This is a genomic window from Chryseobacterium sp. S90, assembly GCF_047444895.1.
Taxonomy (GTDB): Bacteria; Bacteroidota; Bacteroidia; order Flavobacteriales; family Weeksellaceae; genus Chryseobacterium.
The window spans coordinates 1-14,740 of sequence record NZ_JBLGCX010000001.1 but is presented as its reverse complement, the minus strand read 5'-3'; the positions used below and the strand labels follow the sequence as shown (position 1 = coordinate 14,740).

At 35.2% G+C, this 14,740-nt stretch carries 16 protein-coding genes and 5 tRNA genes; 7 read left to right on the top strand and 14 right to left on the bottom strand.

Translation table 11 applies throughout. The annotated features are described in order from the left end of the window. Window positions 1-4: 4 nt before the first annotated feature. From dacB to pepE, 3 genes are read right to left on the bottom strand one after another with little or no spacing between them, the layout of a single operon-like run. A complete protein-coding gene (gene dacB / locus ACLMCG_RS00105; RefSeq protein ID WP_413958329.1) occupies window positions 5-1,378 on the bottom strand; it encodes a D-alanyl-D-alanine carboxypeptidase/D-alanyl-D-alanine-endopeptidase in 1,374 nt (457 codons plus the stop codon). A gap of 41 nt (window positions 1,379-1,419) precedes the next feature. Beyond that, window positions 1,420-2,283: a hypothetical protein gene (locus tag ACLMCG_RS00100; RefSeq protein ID WP_413958328.1), complete on the bottom strand. Its 864-nt coding sequence runs from the start codon at window positions 2,281-2,283 to the stop codon at window positions 1,420-1,422. Further along, on the bottom strand, window positions 2,283-2,975 hold the full coding sequence (pepE, locus tag ACLMCG_RS00095) for a dipeptidase PepE (protein ID WP_413958327.1): 693 nt from the start codon (window positions 2,973-2,975) through the stop codon (window positions 2,283-2,285). The genes ACLMCG_RS00100 and pepE overlap by 1 nt, the downstream gene beginning before the upstream one ends. A gap of 195 nt (window positions 2,976-3,170) precedes the next feature. Between pepE and ACLMCG_RS00090 the strand changes: the two genes are divergently transcribed. After that, window positions 3,171-3,707 carry a tetratricopeptide repeat protein gene (locus tag ACLMCG_RS00090; protein WP_223600887.1) on the top strand — a complete coding sequence of 179 codons (537 nt, stop codon included), beginning with the start codon at window positions 3,171-3,173 and terminating at the stop codon, window positions 3,705-3,707. 189 nt (window positions 3,708-3,896) lie between these two features. Here ACLMCG_RS00090 and ACLMCG_RS00085 read toward each other — a convergent pair whose 3' ends face one another. Beyond that, window positions 3,897-4,385, bottom strand: a complete 489-nt coding sequence (locus ACLMCG_RS00085) for a YdeI/OmpD-associated family protein (protein WP_413958326.1) — start codon at window positions 4,383-4,385, stop codon at window positions 3,897-3,899. Window positions 4,386-4,653: 268 nt separating this feature from the next. Here ACLMCG_RS00085 and fsa point away from each other — a divergent pair, with 268 nt between their 5' ends. Then, complete coding sequence (gene fsa / locus ACLMCG_RS00080) at window positions 4,654-5,307, top strand: fructose-6-phosphate aldolase (RefSeq protein ID WP_047374243.1); 654 nt, start codon at window positions 4,654-4,656, stop codon at window positions 5,305-5,307. Between the two features lie 126 nt (window positions 5,308-5,433). Here the strand turns inward: fsa and ACLMCG_RS00075 are convergent, their stop codons facing one another. From ACLMCG_RS00075 to ACLMCG_RS00060, 4 genes are all read right to left on the bottom strand, one after another. Further along, a complete protein-coding gene (locus tag ACLMCG_RS00075) occupies window positions 5,434-6,000 on the bottom strand; it encodes a sugar O-acetyltransferase (protein ID WP_413958325.1) in 567 nt (188 codons plus the stop codon). A 93-nt stretch (window positions 6,001-6,093) separates the two neighbouring features. After that, the gene (locus ACLMCG_RS00070; RefSeq protein ID WP_223600890.1) at window positions 6,094-6,984 is read right to left on the bottom strand and encodes a GLPGLI family protein; all 891 of its coding nucleotides are present in this window, start codon (window positions 6,982-6,984) and stop codon (window positions 6,094-6,096) included. Between the two features lie 66 nt (window positions 6,985-7,050). Further along, window positions 7,051-8,973 carry a M56 family metallopeptidase gene (locus tag ACLMCG_RS00065; RefSeq protein WP_413958324.1) on the bottom strand — a complete coding sequence of 641 codons (1,923 nt, stop codon included), beginning with the start codon at window positions 8,971-8,973 and terminating at the stop codon, window positions 7,051-7,053. Window positions 8,974-8,978: 5 nt separating this feature from the next. Beyond that, entirely contained in the window at window positions 8,979-9,344 is a 366-nt protein-coding gene (locus tag ACLMCG_RS00060) for a BlaI/MecI/CopY family transcriptional regulator (protein ID WP_047385363.1), read from the bottom strand. Between the two features lie 335 nt (window positions 9,345-9,679). On the opposite strand from ACLMCG_RS00060, the gene ACLMCG_RS00055 reads away from it, so the two are divergent. Further along, window positions 9,680-10,261 carry a hypothetical protein gene (locus ACLMCG_RS00055; RefSeq protein WP_223600892.1) on the top strand — a complete coding sequence of 194 codons (582 nt, stop codon included), beginning with the start codon at window positions 9,680-9,682 and terminating at the stop codon, window positions 10,259-10,261. 424 nt (window positions 10,262-10,685) lie between these two features. Here ACLMCG_RS00055 and ACLMCG_RS00050 read toward each other — a convergent pair whose 3' ends face one another. Continuing rightward, window positions 10,686-11,132: a GNAT family N-acetyltransferase gene (locus ACLMCG_RS00050; protein WP_413958323.1), complete on the bottom strand. Its 447-nt coding sequence runs from the start codon at window positions 11,130-11,132 to the stop codon at window positions 10,686-10,688. Window positions 11,133-11,303: 171 nt separating this feature from the next. On the opposite strand from ACLMCG_RS00050, the gene ACLMCG_RS00045 reads away from it, so the two are divergent. Both ACLMCG_RS00045 and ACLMCG_RS00040 read left to right on the top strand, forming a co-directional pair. Then, window positions 11,304-12,017: a 2OG-Fe(II) oxygenase gene (locus ACLMCG_RS00045; protein WP_413958322.1), complete on the top strand. Its 714-nt coding sequence runs from the start codon at window positions 11,304-11,306 to the stop codon at window positions 12,015-12,017. A gap of 121 nt (window positions 12,018-12,138) precedes the next feature. Then, entirely contained in the window at window positions 12,139-12,387 is a 249-nt protein-coding gene (locus ACLMCG_RS00040; RefSeq protein WP_413958321.1) for an Ada metal-binding domain-containing protein, read from the top strand. A gap of 131 nt (window positions 12,388-12,518) precedes the next feature. Here ACLMCG_RS00040 and ACLMCG_RS00035 read toward each other — a convergent pair. Further along, window positions 12,519-12,591: transfer RNA gene (locus ACLMCG_RS00035), tRNA-Met, on the bottom strand. A gap of 278 nt (window positions 12,592-12,869) precedes the next feature. On the opposite strand from ACLMCG_RS00035, the gene ACLMCG_RS00030 reads away from it, so the two are divergent. After that, window positions 12,870-13,643, top strand: a complete 774-nt coding sequence (locus tag ACLMCG_RS00030) for a GLPGLI family protein (RefSeq protein ID WP_413958320.1) — start codon at window positions 12,870-12,872, stop codon at window positions 13,641-13,643. 46 nt (window positions 13,644-13,689) lie between these two features. Further along, window positions 13,690-13,983: a hypothetical protein gene (locus ACLMCG_RS00025; protein ID WP_413958319.1), complete on the top strand. Its 294-nt coding sequence runs from the start codon at window positions 13,690-13,692 to the stop codon at window positions 13,981-13,983. A 352-nt stretch (window positions 13,984-14,335) separates the two neighbouring features. Here ACLMCG_RS00025 and ACLMCG_RS00020 read toward each other — a convergent pair. From ACLMCG_RS00020 to ACLMCG_RS00005, 4 genes are all read right to left on the bottom strand, one after another. Further along, window positions 14,336-14,408 (bottom strand) — tRNA-Met (locus ACLMCG_RS00020). Window positions 14,409-14,446: 38 nt separating this feature from the next. Then, a tRNA-Met gene (locus tag ACLMCG_RS00015) sits at window positions 14,447-14,519 on the bottom strand. 38 nt (window positions 14,520-14,557) lie between these two features. After that, a tRNA-Met gene (locus tag ACLMCG_RS00010) sits at window positions 14,558-14,630 on the bottom strand. A 38-nt stretch (window positions 14,631-14,668) separates the two neighbouring features. Next, window positions 14,669-14,740: transfer RNA gene (locus ACLMCG_RS00005), tRNA-Met, on the bottom strand.

Sequence of the window (14,740 nt, the reverse complement as noted above, 5' to 3'; positions counted from 1 at the left end):
TATTTTATTTTAAAACATTCAGGATTTTCTGCAGCTCTGCATTTCCACTTCCCTGGTAGTTGTTGATAATAATCGAAAACACATATTTTTTACCATCTTTTGCAGTGTGATATCCGGCAAAAGATTTGGTATCTCTCATCGTACCGCTTTTCATCTTCATTCCATTCTCCTGAACCGGAAAACCATCGTAGTACGCTTCAAACCATGATTGTTTTTTAGCATATAAAAGGGCCTGTACTTCTGCTTTTGCTGCTACATAATTCTGTGGTGAAAGTCCGCTTCCGTCCGCAAAATTGATCATATTAGGATTAATTCCTTTTGATTTCCAGAATTCTTTCAGATAAGAAACTCCGCTTTTAAAGCTTGAATTTCCTTTTTTCTCTTTTCCTAAAGTTTTAATCAGTGTTTCTCCATACAGATTAATACTTTTCCTTAAAAACCAATAGACAATTTTATCCAGAGTCGGAGATTGATAAGTCAAAAGAATATTGTTTTTAGGAGCTTCCAATGCCTGTTTTCCTTCTATTTCAAGCTGAGAATTTGTGACTGCTTTTCCTGAAATCTCAATTCCGGATTCTTTCAGCCATTGTTTTACTTCTGCTGCAAGCTGTAAAGGTGGATTAGGAGTAGAACCGGAAACTGTCACCGTTTTTCCTGCCGGAAGCATCCCGTTAATTAACGCGACATCAGAATGAGGTGCGGTAAAGATAAGACTCTGGTCAGAATTGCCGCCTGCTTTCAGATCATTCAGCCATTTCACTCCCTCCAAAGGATAAGAAAAGCTTTTAAAATCTGTTCCGTTAATATTGATATCAAACTGGTTTTCTTTCCAGTTGATTCCCCACACACCGGCTCCGTAATAATTTCCAAGATCGTCCCAGGGCCAGCCTCCCGGAATCGTCTGATGGTCAAAATAAGAATCATCAATCACCAGATCTCCTGATATTTTTGTAATTCCTGAGTTTTTAATGGCCTCAATCAGCTTCTTTTTAAAATTTTCAGGTTTATAGGCATCATATCTCCAGCTTCCTAATGTAGGATCACCATTGGAACTGATAAAAAGGTTTCCATTCAGTGTTCCTCCGGATATATTCCCGGAATAGCTTGAAGTGGTTGTAAAAGTATAATTTTTTCCTAAAGTTTCCAGTGCCGCACCAGCGGTAAAAATTTTCTGTGTAGAAGCAGTAGAAAGTCCTTTGCTTCCCTGATATTCGTATATAAAGTTGCCATTTTCATCCGAAACATAAAATGATAAGCTGGAAGAAACCGTTCCTGAAGAATCCATGAGATCCTTGGTTACTTTATCCAGTTTCTGAGCAATATTCTGCGCGGCAACCATCTGTACAGAGAGTGTGAGAACAGCAAGTGTTTTTTTCATTACATTGTTATTTGGATCTGAATAATTCTAATCAAATATAGTTAAAATAAAAGCTTTTCATACTCCCTGAGATCATCGGAGCTGAAAAGAATCTGATGGTCAGGCGATTTTTCAAATGACCGGTCATGGATGAAATATTTCTCGTAATCATCTTCATCTATAAAAATATCCATCTGGCATTCTTTTATATAATGTGATTTTTCTCCGTAATCTTCTACAAAATATCCGGATTCATTCCATTGTTCATGATGACAGCGCAGACAGTTTTTTTGATGTACTGCTTTATGGCCGCATATCTCACAATCCTGTAAACTCTGGAATAAGGTTGAAATTTCACTTCGTCTGTCTTCCGGAAAAAGCGAAAGAGGAATTGTCTTTAAAAGCAGGTAATAATTAGGTTCCTGCCATGAAAAAGAAAACGTTTCTTCTGGATTGCCAAACGATTTTGTATGAATCCACATTTTTTGAAGGTCATATTCCAGATCGGCTTTTATGATATTTTTAATATTCAGAAGCGTTTTATGATCTCTTCTGATGTTCTGTTTTTCATCAATTTCAATAACAGGCTGCTGTTCCAGGAAATGATTCAGGCACAACGTTGTCTGCCAGGAACCTATAGTTCTCATTCTACCTTCACTGCCACAGATTTCACAAGTCTTTACCGACAATTCTGAATATTTGTCTTTGATAATTGTAAGCTTGTTATTAAGTATTTCGTCCTCAGAATACGTGTAGCATCTCAACCCACCGAATTTTTCTTTTCCAAAAACACGGTGTTCCATATTCCAGCCTGCAATGGCAAATTCAAAGAGCAATTTCCGGATAAGCTCTTCCCATCCGGTACTGTTCACTGAAAAATTGGTCAGATTACGTTCTACAAAAAGACTGATCTCTTCTTTGTTCATTAAAGTCTGCTTCCTGCTTCTATTTCGTAAGGTTCTTTACCTTTCTCAAAAATTCTTGTCAGCTCGTTTCCTTCTACTGTAATGGAATCTGCTGTTCTTCTGATCCAGTTTCCTTCTCTAAGGCCAACTACTTTAATATCATTTTGGGTAAGGAATTCCTGAATACGGGTTTCTCTGGTTTCTCCGTTATGTTTCAAATCTGGGTTCGGATCAAGATAATGTGGATTGATATTGAAAGGAACCAGTCCCATACAGTCAAAACTTGGCGGATATACAATCGGCATATCATTCGTGGTTTTCATATTCTGGCCTCCGATATTGCTTCCTGCGCTGCATCCAAGATATGCTTTTCCTCCTGAAACATTTTCTTTTAAGACAGACATCAATCCTTCTTCATGTAATGTTTTAACCAATAAAAAGGTATTTCCGCCTCCGGTAAAATATCCTTTTGCCTGATTCAAAGCTTCTTTTTTATCTTCAAATTCATGAAGGCCTTTTACTTTTATGTTGATTGTTTCAAAGAAAGAACGTGCTTTTGCGGTATAGTCGTCATGGGAAATTCCGCCTGGCCTTGCGAAAGGAATAAACACAATTTCATCAATTCCATTATAGAGTTGGATTAATTCTTCTCTTAAGTATTCCAGATATTCTCCGCCAAAAAGGGTGGATGTTGAAGCTAATATGATATTCATATGACGAAATTATATGTATTAATAAAAAAATGAATGACAAAGATAGCTTCAAACATTAACGAATCAAAAATTAAACTAAAAAAAACACGTTTCCCGTTAATATTTTCTAAAAAAACTTAAAGCTTCTAAAATTTAAGATTTTGTGGAATTATTATTGAATTTTAGTTTTTGAATTTAAAATATAAGATTATGAAAATGAGTACAATTAATAGTAGAAACCTATTTTTAGGTTTGATACTGGCAGGAAGTGTAAGTCTTGTAAACGCGCAAACGACTCAACCGGAAACTTCGGCAGCAACGAGTCAAACAACCAATCCAACGATTGATGGTCTTAAAAAACAGATTGAGGCCAATCCAAAGGATACAGAATCTTTAGCAAAATTAGCAGCAGCTTACCAGGAAGCTTCAGACTGGCCGAATGCCATTGATACCTGGAAGAAAATCTCTGCTTTATTACCGGACTGGGCTCCATCTTATTACAGCCAGGCTTATGCTTATCAGTCTGCAAAAGATGATGCCAATGCAAAACTGGCTTATGAAAAGTATATTGCAACCGTAAAACCGGAAGAAGTAGAGCAAAATAAGAAAAATCTGGCGTATGCCTATTTCTATATTGCCTTTGCAGAACAGCAAACAGATCCTAATAAGGCAAAAGAGCACATTGCCAAATCTTTACAGTATGACCCGAGCAATCAGGACGCTGTGAAGCTTAGCAAAGCTTTAAATTCTTAATAGAATGAAAATGCCGGAAAGTTTTTCCGGCATTTTTTGTTTGTGTCTAGCTTTAATGTAACGCAAAGGTTTATTTTACTTACCGCTTATTTTAGGGAGCAAAGAGATGCGACATTGTCACTGAAGAAGCTTTATGGAATATGTGTACTTTATATTTTCCACTCTCAACTCTTCCTCCTTAACTATTCCTTATTCAATCATCTTTCCGAAAAAATCTGTTTCACCGTGTAAATGGCGGATGATTTTCTCGATATTCCGCTGGATGCTGGCTTCGGTTTTTAAATTATTAATATAACGAACCAGTTCAAGCCGTCTTGAAGGAATCAGATTTTCAAAATTTTCTGTTGCCAGAGGACTTTCTTTAATTGCCTTTTCCAAATGGGGATGGATAGAAATACTTCTGTCAGAATCATCATATTCCAATACAACTTCAATGACTTCTCCGATTCTCTTTGGAGAGTTTTTCAACATCGTCAGGTTTACATACAGTCTCCATTCTCCCAGATATTTCATGAGGTTTTGTTTAAACTCCTGCCCGTTTACTGTCCCTTTTACAGGAATCGGGCTTTTATTTCTCCCTGATTCCTCAAAAATCCTGTCCAGAATCTCTTTCGGAACAAATACAAAAGGATTAATCCCTATGATTTCCAATGTGGCTGTTAAACTGTTGTTTTTCATAGATAATATGCTAGATGCTAGATGCTAGATGCTAGATGCTAGATGCTAGATGCTAGATGCTAGATGCTAGATGCTAGATGCAAAATTAACTATTTGGTTTAAATCAACATATTTTTTTCTCATCCTTTATACCGCTCCCACTCTCTCACCCTCAAACCCTCAAACTCTATCACACGTATACCCAAAATCCCGAACCCCGTAACTCAAAATTCATACCTCAGAACCCAATTAATTCCCTATCTTTGTATCAATAAATCTATTTAACAAAATGAAATTTTTTATTGACACAGCTAATTTAGAGCAAATCAAGGAAGCTAGAGATCTTGGAATTTTAGATGGTGTAACCACCAACCCTTCGTTAATGGCTAAGGAAGGAATTCAAGGTGCTGAAGCAATCAAAAACCACTACAAAACGATCTGCGAACTTGTAGACGGAGATATTTCTGCGGAAGTTCTTTCTACAACGTATGAAGAAATGATTAAAGAAGGAGACGAATTGGCTGCTATTCACCCAAATATCGTTGTAAAGATTCCAATGATCAAAGACGGTATCAAAGCTTTAAAATATTTTTCTGATAAAGGAATCAAGACTAACTGTACATTAATTTTCTCTGCAGGACAGGCTCTTTTGGCAGCAAAAGCAGGAGCTACTTATGTATCTCCATTCTTAGGAAGATTAGATGATATTTCTACAGACGGTCTTAACCTTATCCAGGAAATCAGATTGATTTTCGATAACTATATGTTTGAAACTGAAATCTTAGCGGCTTCTATCCGTCATTCAATGCACATCATTGACTGTGCTAAAATCGGAGCTGATGTAATTACATCTCCACTGCCTCCGATCTTGAGCTTATTGAAGCACCCATTAACAGACAGCGGATTGGCTCAGTTCATTGCAGATTCTCAGAAATTAGCATAATCACTGATTCTTATTCAGATATAAAAAACCCGGAATGATGTTCCGGGTTTTTATTGTATAATGATTATTTTATTTCAGCAGATCCAGTTCAAGAATATTATTTTTCTTTTTCAGATCAATAGTTTTTTAATTCTGTTCTGTAATTTTTTTAACAACTTTACACGGATTTCCCACTGCAACTACATCATCCGGAATATCTTTCGTGACAACACTTCCCGCACCAATCACTGAGTTATTTCCGATAGAAACTCCGGGAAGCACAACAACATTTCCTCCCAACCAAACATTGTCCCCTACTGTAATGGGATGCGCATATTCAAGACCTTCGTTTCTTTCTTTAACATCAAGCGGATGGCCTGCTGTATAAAAACTGCAATTGGGTCCTATAAATACATTATCACCAAATTCTACTCTGGCACAATCTAAGATAACAAGGTTATGATTGGCATAGAAGTTCTCTCCTGCTTTTATATTGTATCCGTAATCACACCAGAAATTAGGCTCTATACAGATATTTTCTTTAATGCTTCCGATTATTCTCCCGAGCAGTTCATATCTCCTTTCTGCATCGGAGTTTTTCAATCCATTATATTCCTGGCACAGATCTTTGCAGGCAATACGTTCCTGAATCAGTTCTTTATCGTAGTTAGCATTGTATAAAAGTCCTGCTGCACATTTTTCTTTTTCTGTCATGATGTGAAATTTTAAGTCCTGAGATAAAGATAAAGATAAAAAAAACAGTAAGATTATAATAACCTTACTGTTTTTTATTCCAATATAAACCGCTTACTTATAAAGATCCGGTTCTATTTTATTATTATTTTTTAATTGGTCTTCTTTTGCTCTTTTTTCGATATTTCTGTACATTTCATTGACATCAATACTTTTTCCGTCCTGATTTTTCATCTGTACCACAGCTCCTGCAGGAAGAGTGCTCATGGTTTGTTTCATATCTTTTGTAGGATCTGTAAGATAATCTTTCCAGGCTTTTTTAAACTGCTTTTTATTGATCTCTATTTCCTTTCCTCCTATTCCAATTGTAGTAAGACCTGGTATTTGAATATCTTCTTCTGATGCGGCTTCCGTTTTCTTGTTACCAATTAAAGTCATGATATGAGATCCTGTTTTATCTTCAACTTTAACGATAAGCCCCGGCAGTCCATAGAACTTATAGGGACCGTCCTGGAATGGGATATCTGTAGAAAACCATGCGGTCCAGCTTCTTCCTCCAAAATTTGTGGTTGCCTTTTGCGTATTATATTCTCCGATTTTCTGTTTTTCAGGAAGGATTTTCCATTCAGGTTTTTGGTCTTCCGGCATTTTATACGTTGTGTTTCCGATGTTTTCAGAGAACGAAACATTATAATCCGGGTATTTTTTTGTGACCGTTGAAAAATTTGTTCCCGGCTTTATATTTCTCTTGATATTGATGCTTCCTCCGAACCCTCCTTTCATCTGCTTGGCGATATCAGCTTTCATTGTTGAATCAGCAACAAACTTTTCGCGGCTGTAGTATTTGGAACCATTTTTATCAATATCCAAAAGCATAACATCGCTTTTCACTTCTGCTCTATTGGTTGAATCAGAGATATATTTGTAGTCATAAAAGAATCTGTTCACCTGTGCGTTCACAACCACACTTAAAAGTACCAGTAAAATGAAATAACTTTTTTTCATAGTTTATGTATTATTCAGATAGTAAAAAAGCTCTGCCAATTGAATACTGACAAAGCTTTTGGAACTTTATTTCTTTGTCTCAATTCTTACTTCTCCTTTCTTCACTTCTCCATTCTTCTGGGTGTTGACCATTACTTTTGAAATATTGGCAGAACTCAAAGCGTTAACGTCATCTTTAGATGCTTCTCTTCCATCAATGTAATACTTATAGTTGTGATCATCATTGCCGTTAATGCTAAACTTTTTCACCCCATTCATAGCAATATTTCCGTTACCGTCTTTCTTGATGAAATCAGCATGCATTACCATCACATTAGGAGCAGAAGTTGTCATGGTAAAGTTACCAGCTCTGAAACTTTGTGCTGCTTTTTCAGCTTCTACACGTATTTTTTCGCTTTCCTTTCTTATCCTATCCCCTTCTATTCTGGCTTTTTCTCCTTTAATAAGGAATACAGCACTTTCAGCTCTTGCTCTATCTCCTTCTAGGCGGGCTTTTTCACCCTCTATTCTGGCTTTCTCTCCTTCCACCCTGGCTTTTGCGGCTTCTTTCATGGCTTTTTTTGCTTCTGCCATTGCTTTACGTACTTCTTCTTTTTCTTTAGGGCTAAGATCTTTATAGTAGACTGTATTATTGTTTTTAAAATAAACTACTTTCGGAGCTTTTGGAGCCTGAGGTTCAGCTGGTGCACTAGGTGGTGCGGGAGGAGCGATGTTTTTTACGGCTCTTTCAGCCGCTCTTCCCGCTTTTTTAGCCGCTCTTTCTATTTTACGAAGTGCTTTCTTATCAAGAGGATCCATATTTTCAAGTTCCTTCATTTGATTTTTCCATTCAGCGGAATTGAAATATTCATCAACTTCAACTTTGGAAGCCATCTCTCCTATCTCTGATGCCAGATTACTTATTTCTTCAATTTTATCACTGAAAGCATCACTTTCCGGGTCTAATCCATCCAGCTCCTTCTCTTTTTCTTTTATCTTTTTTTCAAGCTCGGTCAATTTTGTATGATCTTCCGGTGATACAGATTTTAATCCTGTAATATTTCCCTGAACAGATTTTTCAGGTCTTACTGTATCTTTTTTGATTTCTGAAACTGCTTTTTTAATGGAAAGATTGGTTTCTTCAATTTCTCTGTTCTTTGCATTTACCAGATAAGCAAAAGCTACGGTAAATAACACCGGTAATGCAAGAATTCTTCGCGCATATCCGAACTTGGTTTTTGGTTTTTGTAACATTTTAAGTCTTTTTTTAAGGTTTGAACTTAGAAACGGACTGGCAGCAGGCAACTGTGTTCCGGAAAAGTGGCTTGCTAAAAGCATCTGCGCAAATGCTTTGGTGTCCGATTGCTGTACGGCTTTTTTATCAGCCAGGTACTCGTGGATGAGATTAATTTCTTTTTTGATAATATGAAAAAACGGATTGAACCAGAAAACAGAAGTAATAATCTCGATAAAAATCTTATCAAAGGAATGTTTCTGCTCAATATGTACCATCTCATGCTTTAAAATCTGTTTTCCTATATCAGAATGCAGTGTAATGGCATTCTTCCAGAAAAGGTTCTTAAAGTATGAAAACGGGGCTTCGCTAAGATCTGTACGGTAAAAGTTGATCCCGTCAAAACTTTCTTTCTGAAACTCTTTTTTAAACTGCTGGATTTTGAAAATCCCATAGATCAGCTTCCCTAAAAAATAGAGAGAAACCAGTCCCAGAGCTGAAAAAATAATGTTAAAATAAAGGTTACCATTGTCTATGTTTTTATGTGTGTTAAAATTCTGAATCTTGTCAAGAAGCATATACATATCATTATTTACCTCTATCGTAAAATCGTCTACTCTGATGAGTGGCAGCAGCAGTGATATCACGATTGCAGCCAACAGATAAAATCTGTTATAATGATGGAATGTCTTGTCTTTTAAAGACAACTGATAGTACAAGAATGTTACACCCGAACATAAAATTGTTTTCCCAAAGTATAAAAGTATTGCTTCCATAGGTACTAGTCTTTATTTTTGAGTTCATCCAATAGCATCTCAAGATCTTCTACAGTCATTTCATTTTTTTCTACCAGAAACGAAACGGCACTTTTGTAGGAGCCTTTAAAATAGTTTTTCACAAGACTTTTCATGGTCTTTCCGGAATACTGTTCTTTTGAAACCAACGGAAAATACTCATGCTGTCTTCCGTGTACACGATAGTCTACAAATTCTTTGTCTTTCAATACTTTTAAAATGGTAGAGACCGTATTGGTATGCGGTTTCGGGTCCGGAAAAAGATCAAGAACATCCTTCAGGAATCCTTTTTCTATTTTCCATAAATACTGCATTACCTGCTCTTCTGCTTTTGTTAAAGTCTGAATTTTCATATCCTGTTCATTTATCAATTATCGTGATATAAAGTCATCCAATTCTATATCACTAAGAAATTAGTTATACAAATGTAGAAATAAAAATGAATCAAACAACTATTTTTTTAGTGATAGAAATAAGCAATACTATAAACAATTGAAAATCAGCAATATAAATTTAGCTAAAATATATTAATTTTTTAAAGGAGTGAAATATCCACCTGCTTAATCCACAGAAAAAGAATCATTTCAGGCATAAATTCTTAAAACTTGTTAAATTTTATTAAATAAAATTAAAATGAATTTGTTTTAACCGGGAAATTATATTTATTTTAGTGCTTTAAAAATTTCTCATGAAAAGATATAATTTATTGATTGTACTATTACTGCTTATTTTTAACGTTACTACAGCACAAAAGAAGGGTTCTCCTGCTGCTGATCTCAGCATATTAAAGGATACAAAATCTAAAATCGAAGCTACCGTTCCATTGGTTATTCAACATCTTCAGACTATTGCTACAAAAGAAGGGGATAACAATATTATAACAAACGGAAAAATTGCTGTGGGCAAAGAATATGCTATTTTAGAATCTGAATGGTTTTTATACAGAAACAATATGAAAAACTGTATCCTGAACAATTCTTCCAAAAAGGCAAAGAAATGTATGGAATATCATAACAATATGTTTAGAGGTACAATGATCAATTATAATAATTATATTACCAACCTTACAAGAAAGAACGGATATCTTGGAGTTGAAGGTGATACAAAATTTGATTTCAAACCTGCTGATATCTCTACAAAATTAAGTGAAGCTTATTTCAATGCCAGCGATGCTGCAGGAAGAATGAAAGCGGATCAAAAAAGAGAATTTTTGGGACAGACCATGTCTGATGACAACAAGCTTACTCCCTACGCTCAACTGGCTCAATAATATCTAAGTCATATTTAAAAATAAAAAAAGAGAACTGCAGTTGCAGTTCTCTTTTTTTATAAAAGCAAAAAATCTCCGCCGGAAAAAGCAGTTTTGTGGTACTAATCATAAAACTTGGGGAAAAAGTAGAAAATTCGGCAGAGATTTTTTTGCATACACTCTACAGATCAACTGTCCTACCCATGATCTGTAAGAGCTTTACAAAAATAGGACTATGCCTTCTACCGGCGACAGAATGCCTTGTAGAATTAAATGTTCAGAATTGTAGAACTAATACTACTAAAAAGGAAAAATGGAAGTGGGAAAAAATTTACAACCGAAAATAACATCATTTTAATATATCATCTAAAGCTTTATTCCCTTGCTGCAGATTTTCCTTTCCCACTTCCGATTTTTCACCTAAAACTATTTTCCGCTCTGATATCTATTTCCACCAATGGTAGTAATTGTGCAGCCCGTCATATTCAAATCCGCAACGCGGATATAATGTATTTCCGATATCATTTGTTTTTTCTGTTTCAAGCATCAGTCCACATGCTCCTGTTTCTTCACACCATTGTTTACTACGGTCAATTAATGCTACAGAAAGGCCCTTTCCTCTGTAATCCGGATGAACAAACAAATCACTTAACAACCATTGTTTCTGTAATTTGGTATAATGGAACAGTTTATAGAGTTGTACAAATCCTACAGCTTTTTCTTCAGTCATCACAAGAAAGATATCCGACTCACTGTTTAAAAACCGTTCTTTGAGAAAAGCTTTTCCTTTTTCAATATCTGATTCCTGTCTGTAAAAAACACGGTAAAGATTGAATAATTCTGCCGTTTCATCAAGATCCTCAAGACTTGCTTTTTTAATAATGTAATTCATCGCTATTTATTTTTATTAACAGGACAAAAATAGCCTTAAACAGGACCATTATTATCGTCCAGATTAATATTAAACTGATGGTCCAGGAGATTCATTCTAAAGATAATATCGCACGTTTCGGATTTTCTTATTCCGGACAACTTCGGATTTTTGCAGTATAAAATCAAACCAATGAAAGATATCATTCATAAAATCAAAAATACAGACTGGTCGCACCTTACGGAAACAATGCACGAAAATGGATATGCAGTAATTCCCAATTTGTTATCAGATCAGGAATGTGGAATATTAAAGTCAGATTATGACAATCCCAACCTTTACCGTAAAACAGTGGTTATGGCAAGACATCGTTTTGGTCTTGGTGAGTATAAATATTTTGATTATCCGCTTCCCGAAATTATTCAGACCATACGAACAAATATATATCCGTATCTGGCTCCTATTGCCAATTCATGGTTTAAAGCCTTGCATATTAATACTCAATTTCCCTTAGATCATCAGGAATTTTTACAGCAATGTCATACCAATGGACAGCAGAAAGCTACTGTTTTAATTTTGAAATATAAAGAAGGTGGTTTTAATACTTTACACCAGGATTTATATGGTGATGTTTACTTTCCTATTCAAATCGTATTAATGCTCAGCGAACCTGATAAAGATTTTACCGGTGGAGAATTTGTGCTTACCCAACAGATCCCGAGAGCTCAGTCAAAAGCGATTGTTTTAAAACCTAAAAAAGGAGACGTACTCATTTTCACGACTCAATTTAAGCCCGAAAAAGGCACAAAAGGCTATTATAGAGTCAACATGAAACATGGAATAAGTGAAGTTAAGAAAGGTAACCGATATGCTTTGGGAGTTATTTTCCATGACGCTGTAAGCTAATAGCTGAGAATTGATAGTGATTGCAGAATTTATTACAAACTATGATCTTAAAAATAAAGTTGAATTTCTCCGACCGATTTCTTCTGACACTTACCTGTAAACCATAAACTCTCAACTCAAAATGATACTACACTCTCAATTATCACCCCAAAATTTAAGAAGTAAAATCCATAGCCGGACTATTCGTTTCGGAGGAAATAAAAGACTGAAGATTTACGGATTGCTCAGTTGTGGATCAGGAAAAAGAATGAAAAGAGAAAACAGAATTTTCTTTAAGGATGAAGAAGAGGCATTACAAAACAATTACCGCCCTTGCGGACATTGTATGAGAGAGGCATATAAGCAATGGAACAGAAAATATCCAACCTAAATCCTTAGCATTTTCGAAGATAAACTTGCGTTTCTTCATGTTATCCAGCCTGAGATTTCTTCACTTTGTTCACAATGACAGGATAATATAAAAAAATCGGTATAACTTTCGTTATACCGATTTTAGTTTAGTAGCGGGAACCGGACTCGAACCGATGACCTTCGGGTTATGAGCCCGACGAGCTACCTACTGCTCCATCCCGCGATATTGTAGTGCAAAGATAGGGCTTTTTCAATCAATTAAAAACATTTCTTCCAGATTCATCCTACATATAACATAGTGTTCAGAGAATCAATAAGAAAAATTTCTCTTTTATTTAAATAGTAACGTTTGCTAAGAGTGCACAAATGTAAAACATACTCAGCTACATATTATTTTTTATATGATAATCTTTTTAACATAATAAAAAATATTTTAAAATTACGGATTCCCATACTAATTGATTAATATAATTTAGTATCCTTGCAATACACATGAAATCTATGAAAAATAAATTATTAGCATCATTATTTATTGTTAATCTTTCTTTTTTATCTGCTCAAAATAACAAAGCAATAATGGAAATAAACTATGAAACTAAATTAGTTTCGGATAGTTTAAATAAAGATAAAATGACAATTTTTGCATCAACACTACTATGTAATAATGTAGAATCAATTTACTTTAGTAGAGAAGCAAAGGCATTTTATAATGGTACATCTAAAGAAACAATCAGTACAACTGCAGGTGCCATTCCAAAATATCCCAAATCTGTTGGAAGTGTATATAAATCTAAAGAAAATCTTCTTGTATCGCTCCCTGTTGGGAAATATATTTTCACCTATGAAGAACCAAAGTTAAAATGGGAAATCTTAAACGATACTAAAGACATTAAAGGCTTTAAATCAAGACTCGCTAAAACCACAACAGATACAGGAAATACATTCTTTGCTTGGTTTACTAATGACGTGACAATTCAAGACGGACCATTCAGGTTTAAAGGATTATCTGGTTTAATTTTGGAGGTTTACAACAAAAATAAAACTATTGAAATCTATGCAACAGATATAAAAAAATCTGATGAAATAATTGAACCTTTAAATTATGGAAATGATGTAAAAACAAAATCTAAGGATCAGTTTTTAGAAGCAAGAAAGAATTATATAGAAAATCCGTCTATGTATAATGGAAACTTAAGGGTTGTGGATGCCAATGGTAATGATAAAACTAAAACAATGTCTGATCGACTTAAAAAGATGAATACTTTTCTTGATTAACAATTTTTTTGACAATAAAAAAACATTAAATTTAAAAATTTCTACTATGAAAAAATTAATTTTCGTGGGCTTATTAGCTCTATCAACATTTACATTTGCGAATACTAAAAAAGAAGAAGTAAAGCAAGAAATCAAACATAAAAAAACAATTGAAGTTAAAGAATTAACTATTGAACAAAAACAAGCATTAGCTGTAATGTTTCAAACATGGTCTGTTGCTTACACTAATTCTTGTGGAACAACTAATACAGTTTTCTTCCAATCAGATAACGCAGATGGAAGCCCTGCATTTATCAGAGAATTGGCATATGCTGTAAATTCAACTTATGATATTTGTTAATTAAAACCATATCAACGTAAGAAGCACCTTATTAAAGGTGCTTTTTTTTCAAAAGTATAATGTAGTCTTGCAGATTATTAATCACTGATATGAAGATACCTATCGATCTGAATCTGCAGATTGTATTTTTCTACGTATAATTTATTAGAGTAATCTATATTGCCTCCACGGACACTTCATAAAATAACAATTCCATTTTTCAGGAAAGATTTTAACCTCCTCACTTTCTTTACGTCTATAATTAGAAACATCTGTAAAAATAAAATCAGCAACTTGTTTCAATCTTTAAAATTTCAAGTAAAACGAACATAAAAAAATCGGTATAACTGCCGTTATACCGATTTTGGTTTAGTAGCGGGAACCGGACTCGAACCGATGACCTTCGGGTTATGAGCCCGACGAGCTACCTACTGCTCCATCCCGCGGTGTATTTTTAGAGTGCTTACCGAAAACACTTGCTTAGTAGCGGGAACCGGACTCGAACCGATGACCTTCGGGTTATGAGCCCGACGAGCTACCTACTGCTCCATCCCGCGGTGTATTTTTAGAGTGCTTACCGAAAACACTTGCTTAGTAGCGGGAACCGGACTCGAACCGATGACCTTCGGGTTATGAGCCCGACGAGCTACCTACTGCTCCATCCCGCGGTGTATTTTTAGAGTGCCTACCGAAAGCACTTACTTAGTAGCGGGAACCGGACTCGAACCGATGACCTTCGGGTTATGAGCCCGACGAGCTACCTACTGCTCCATCCCGC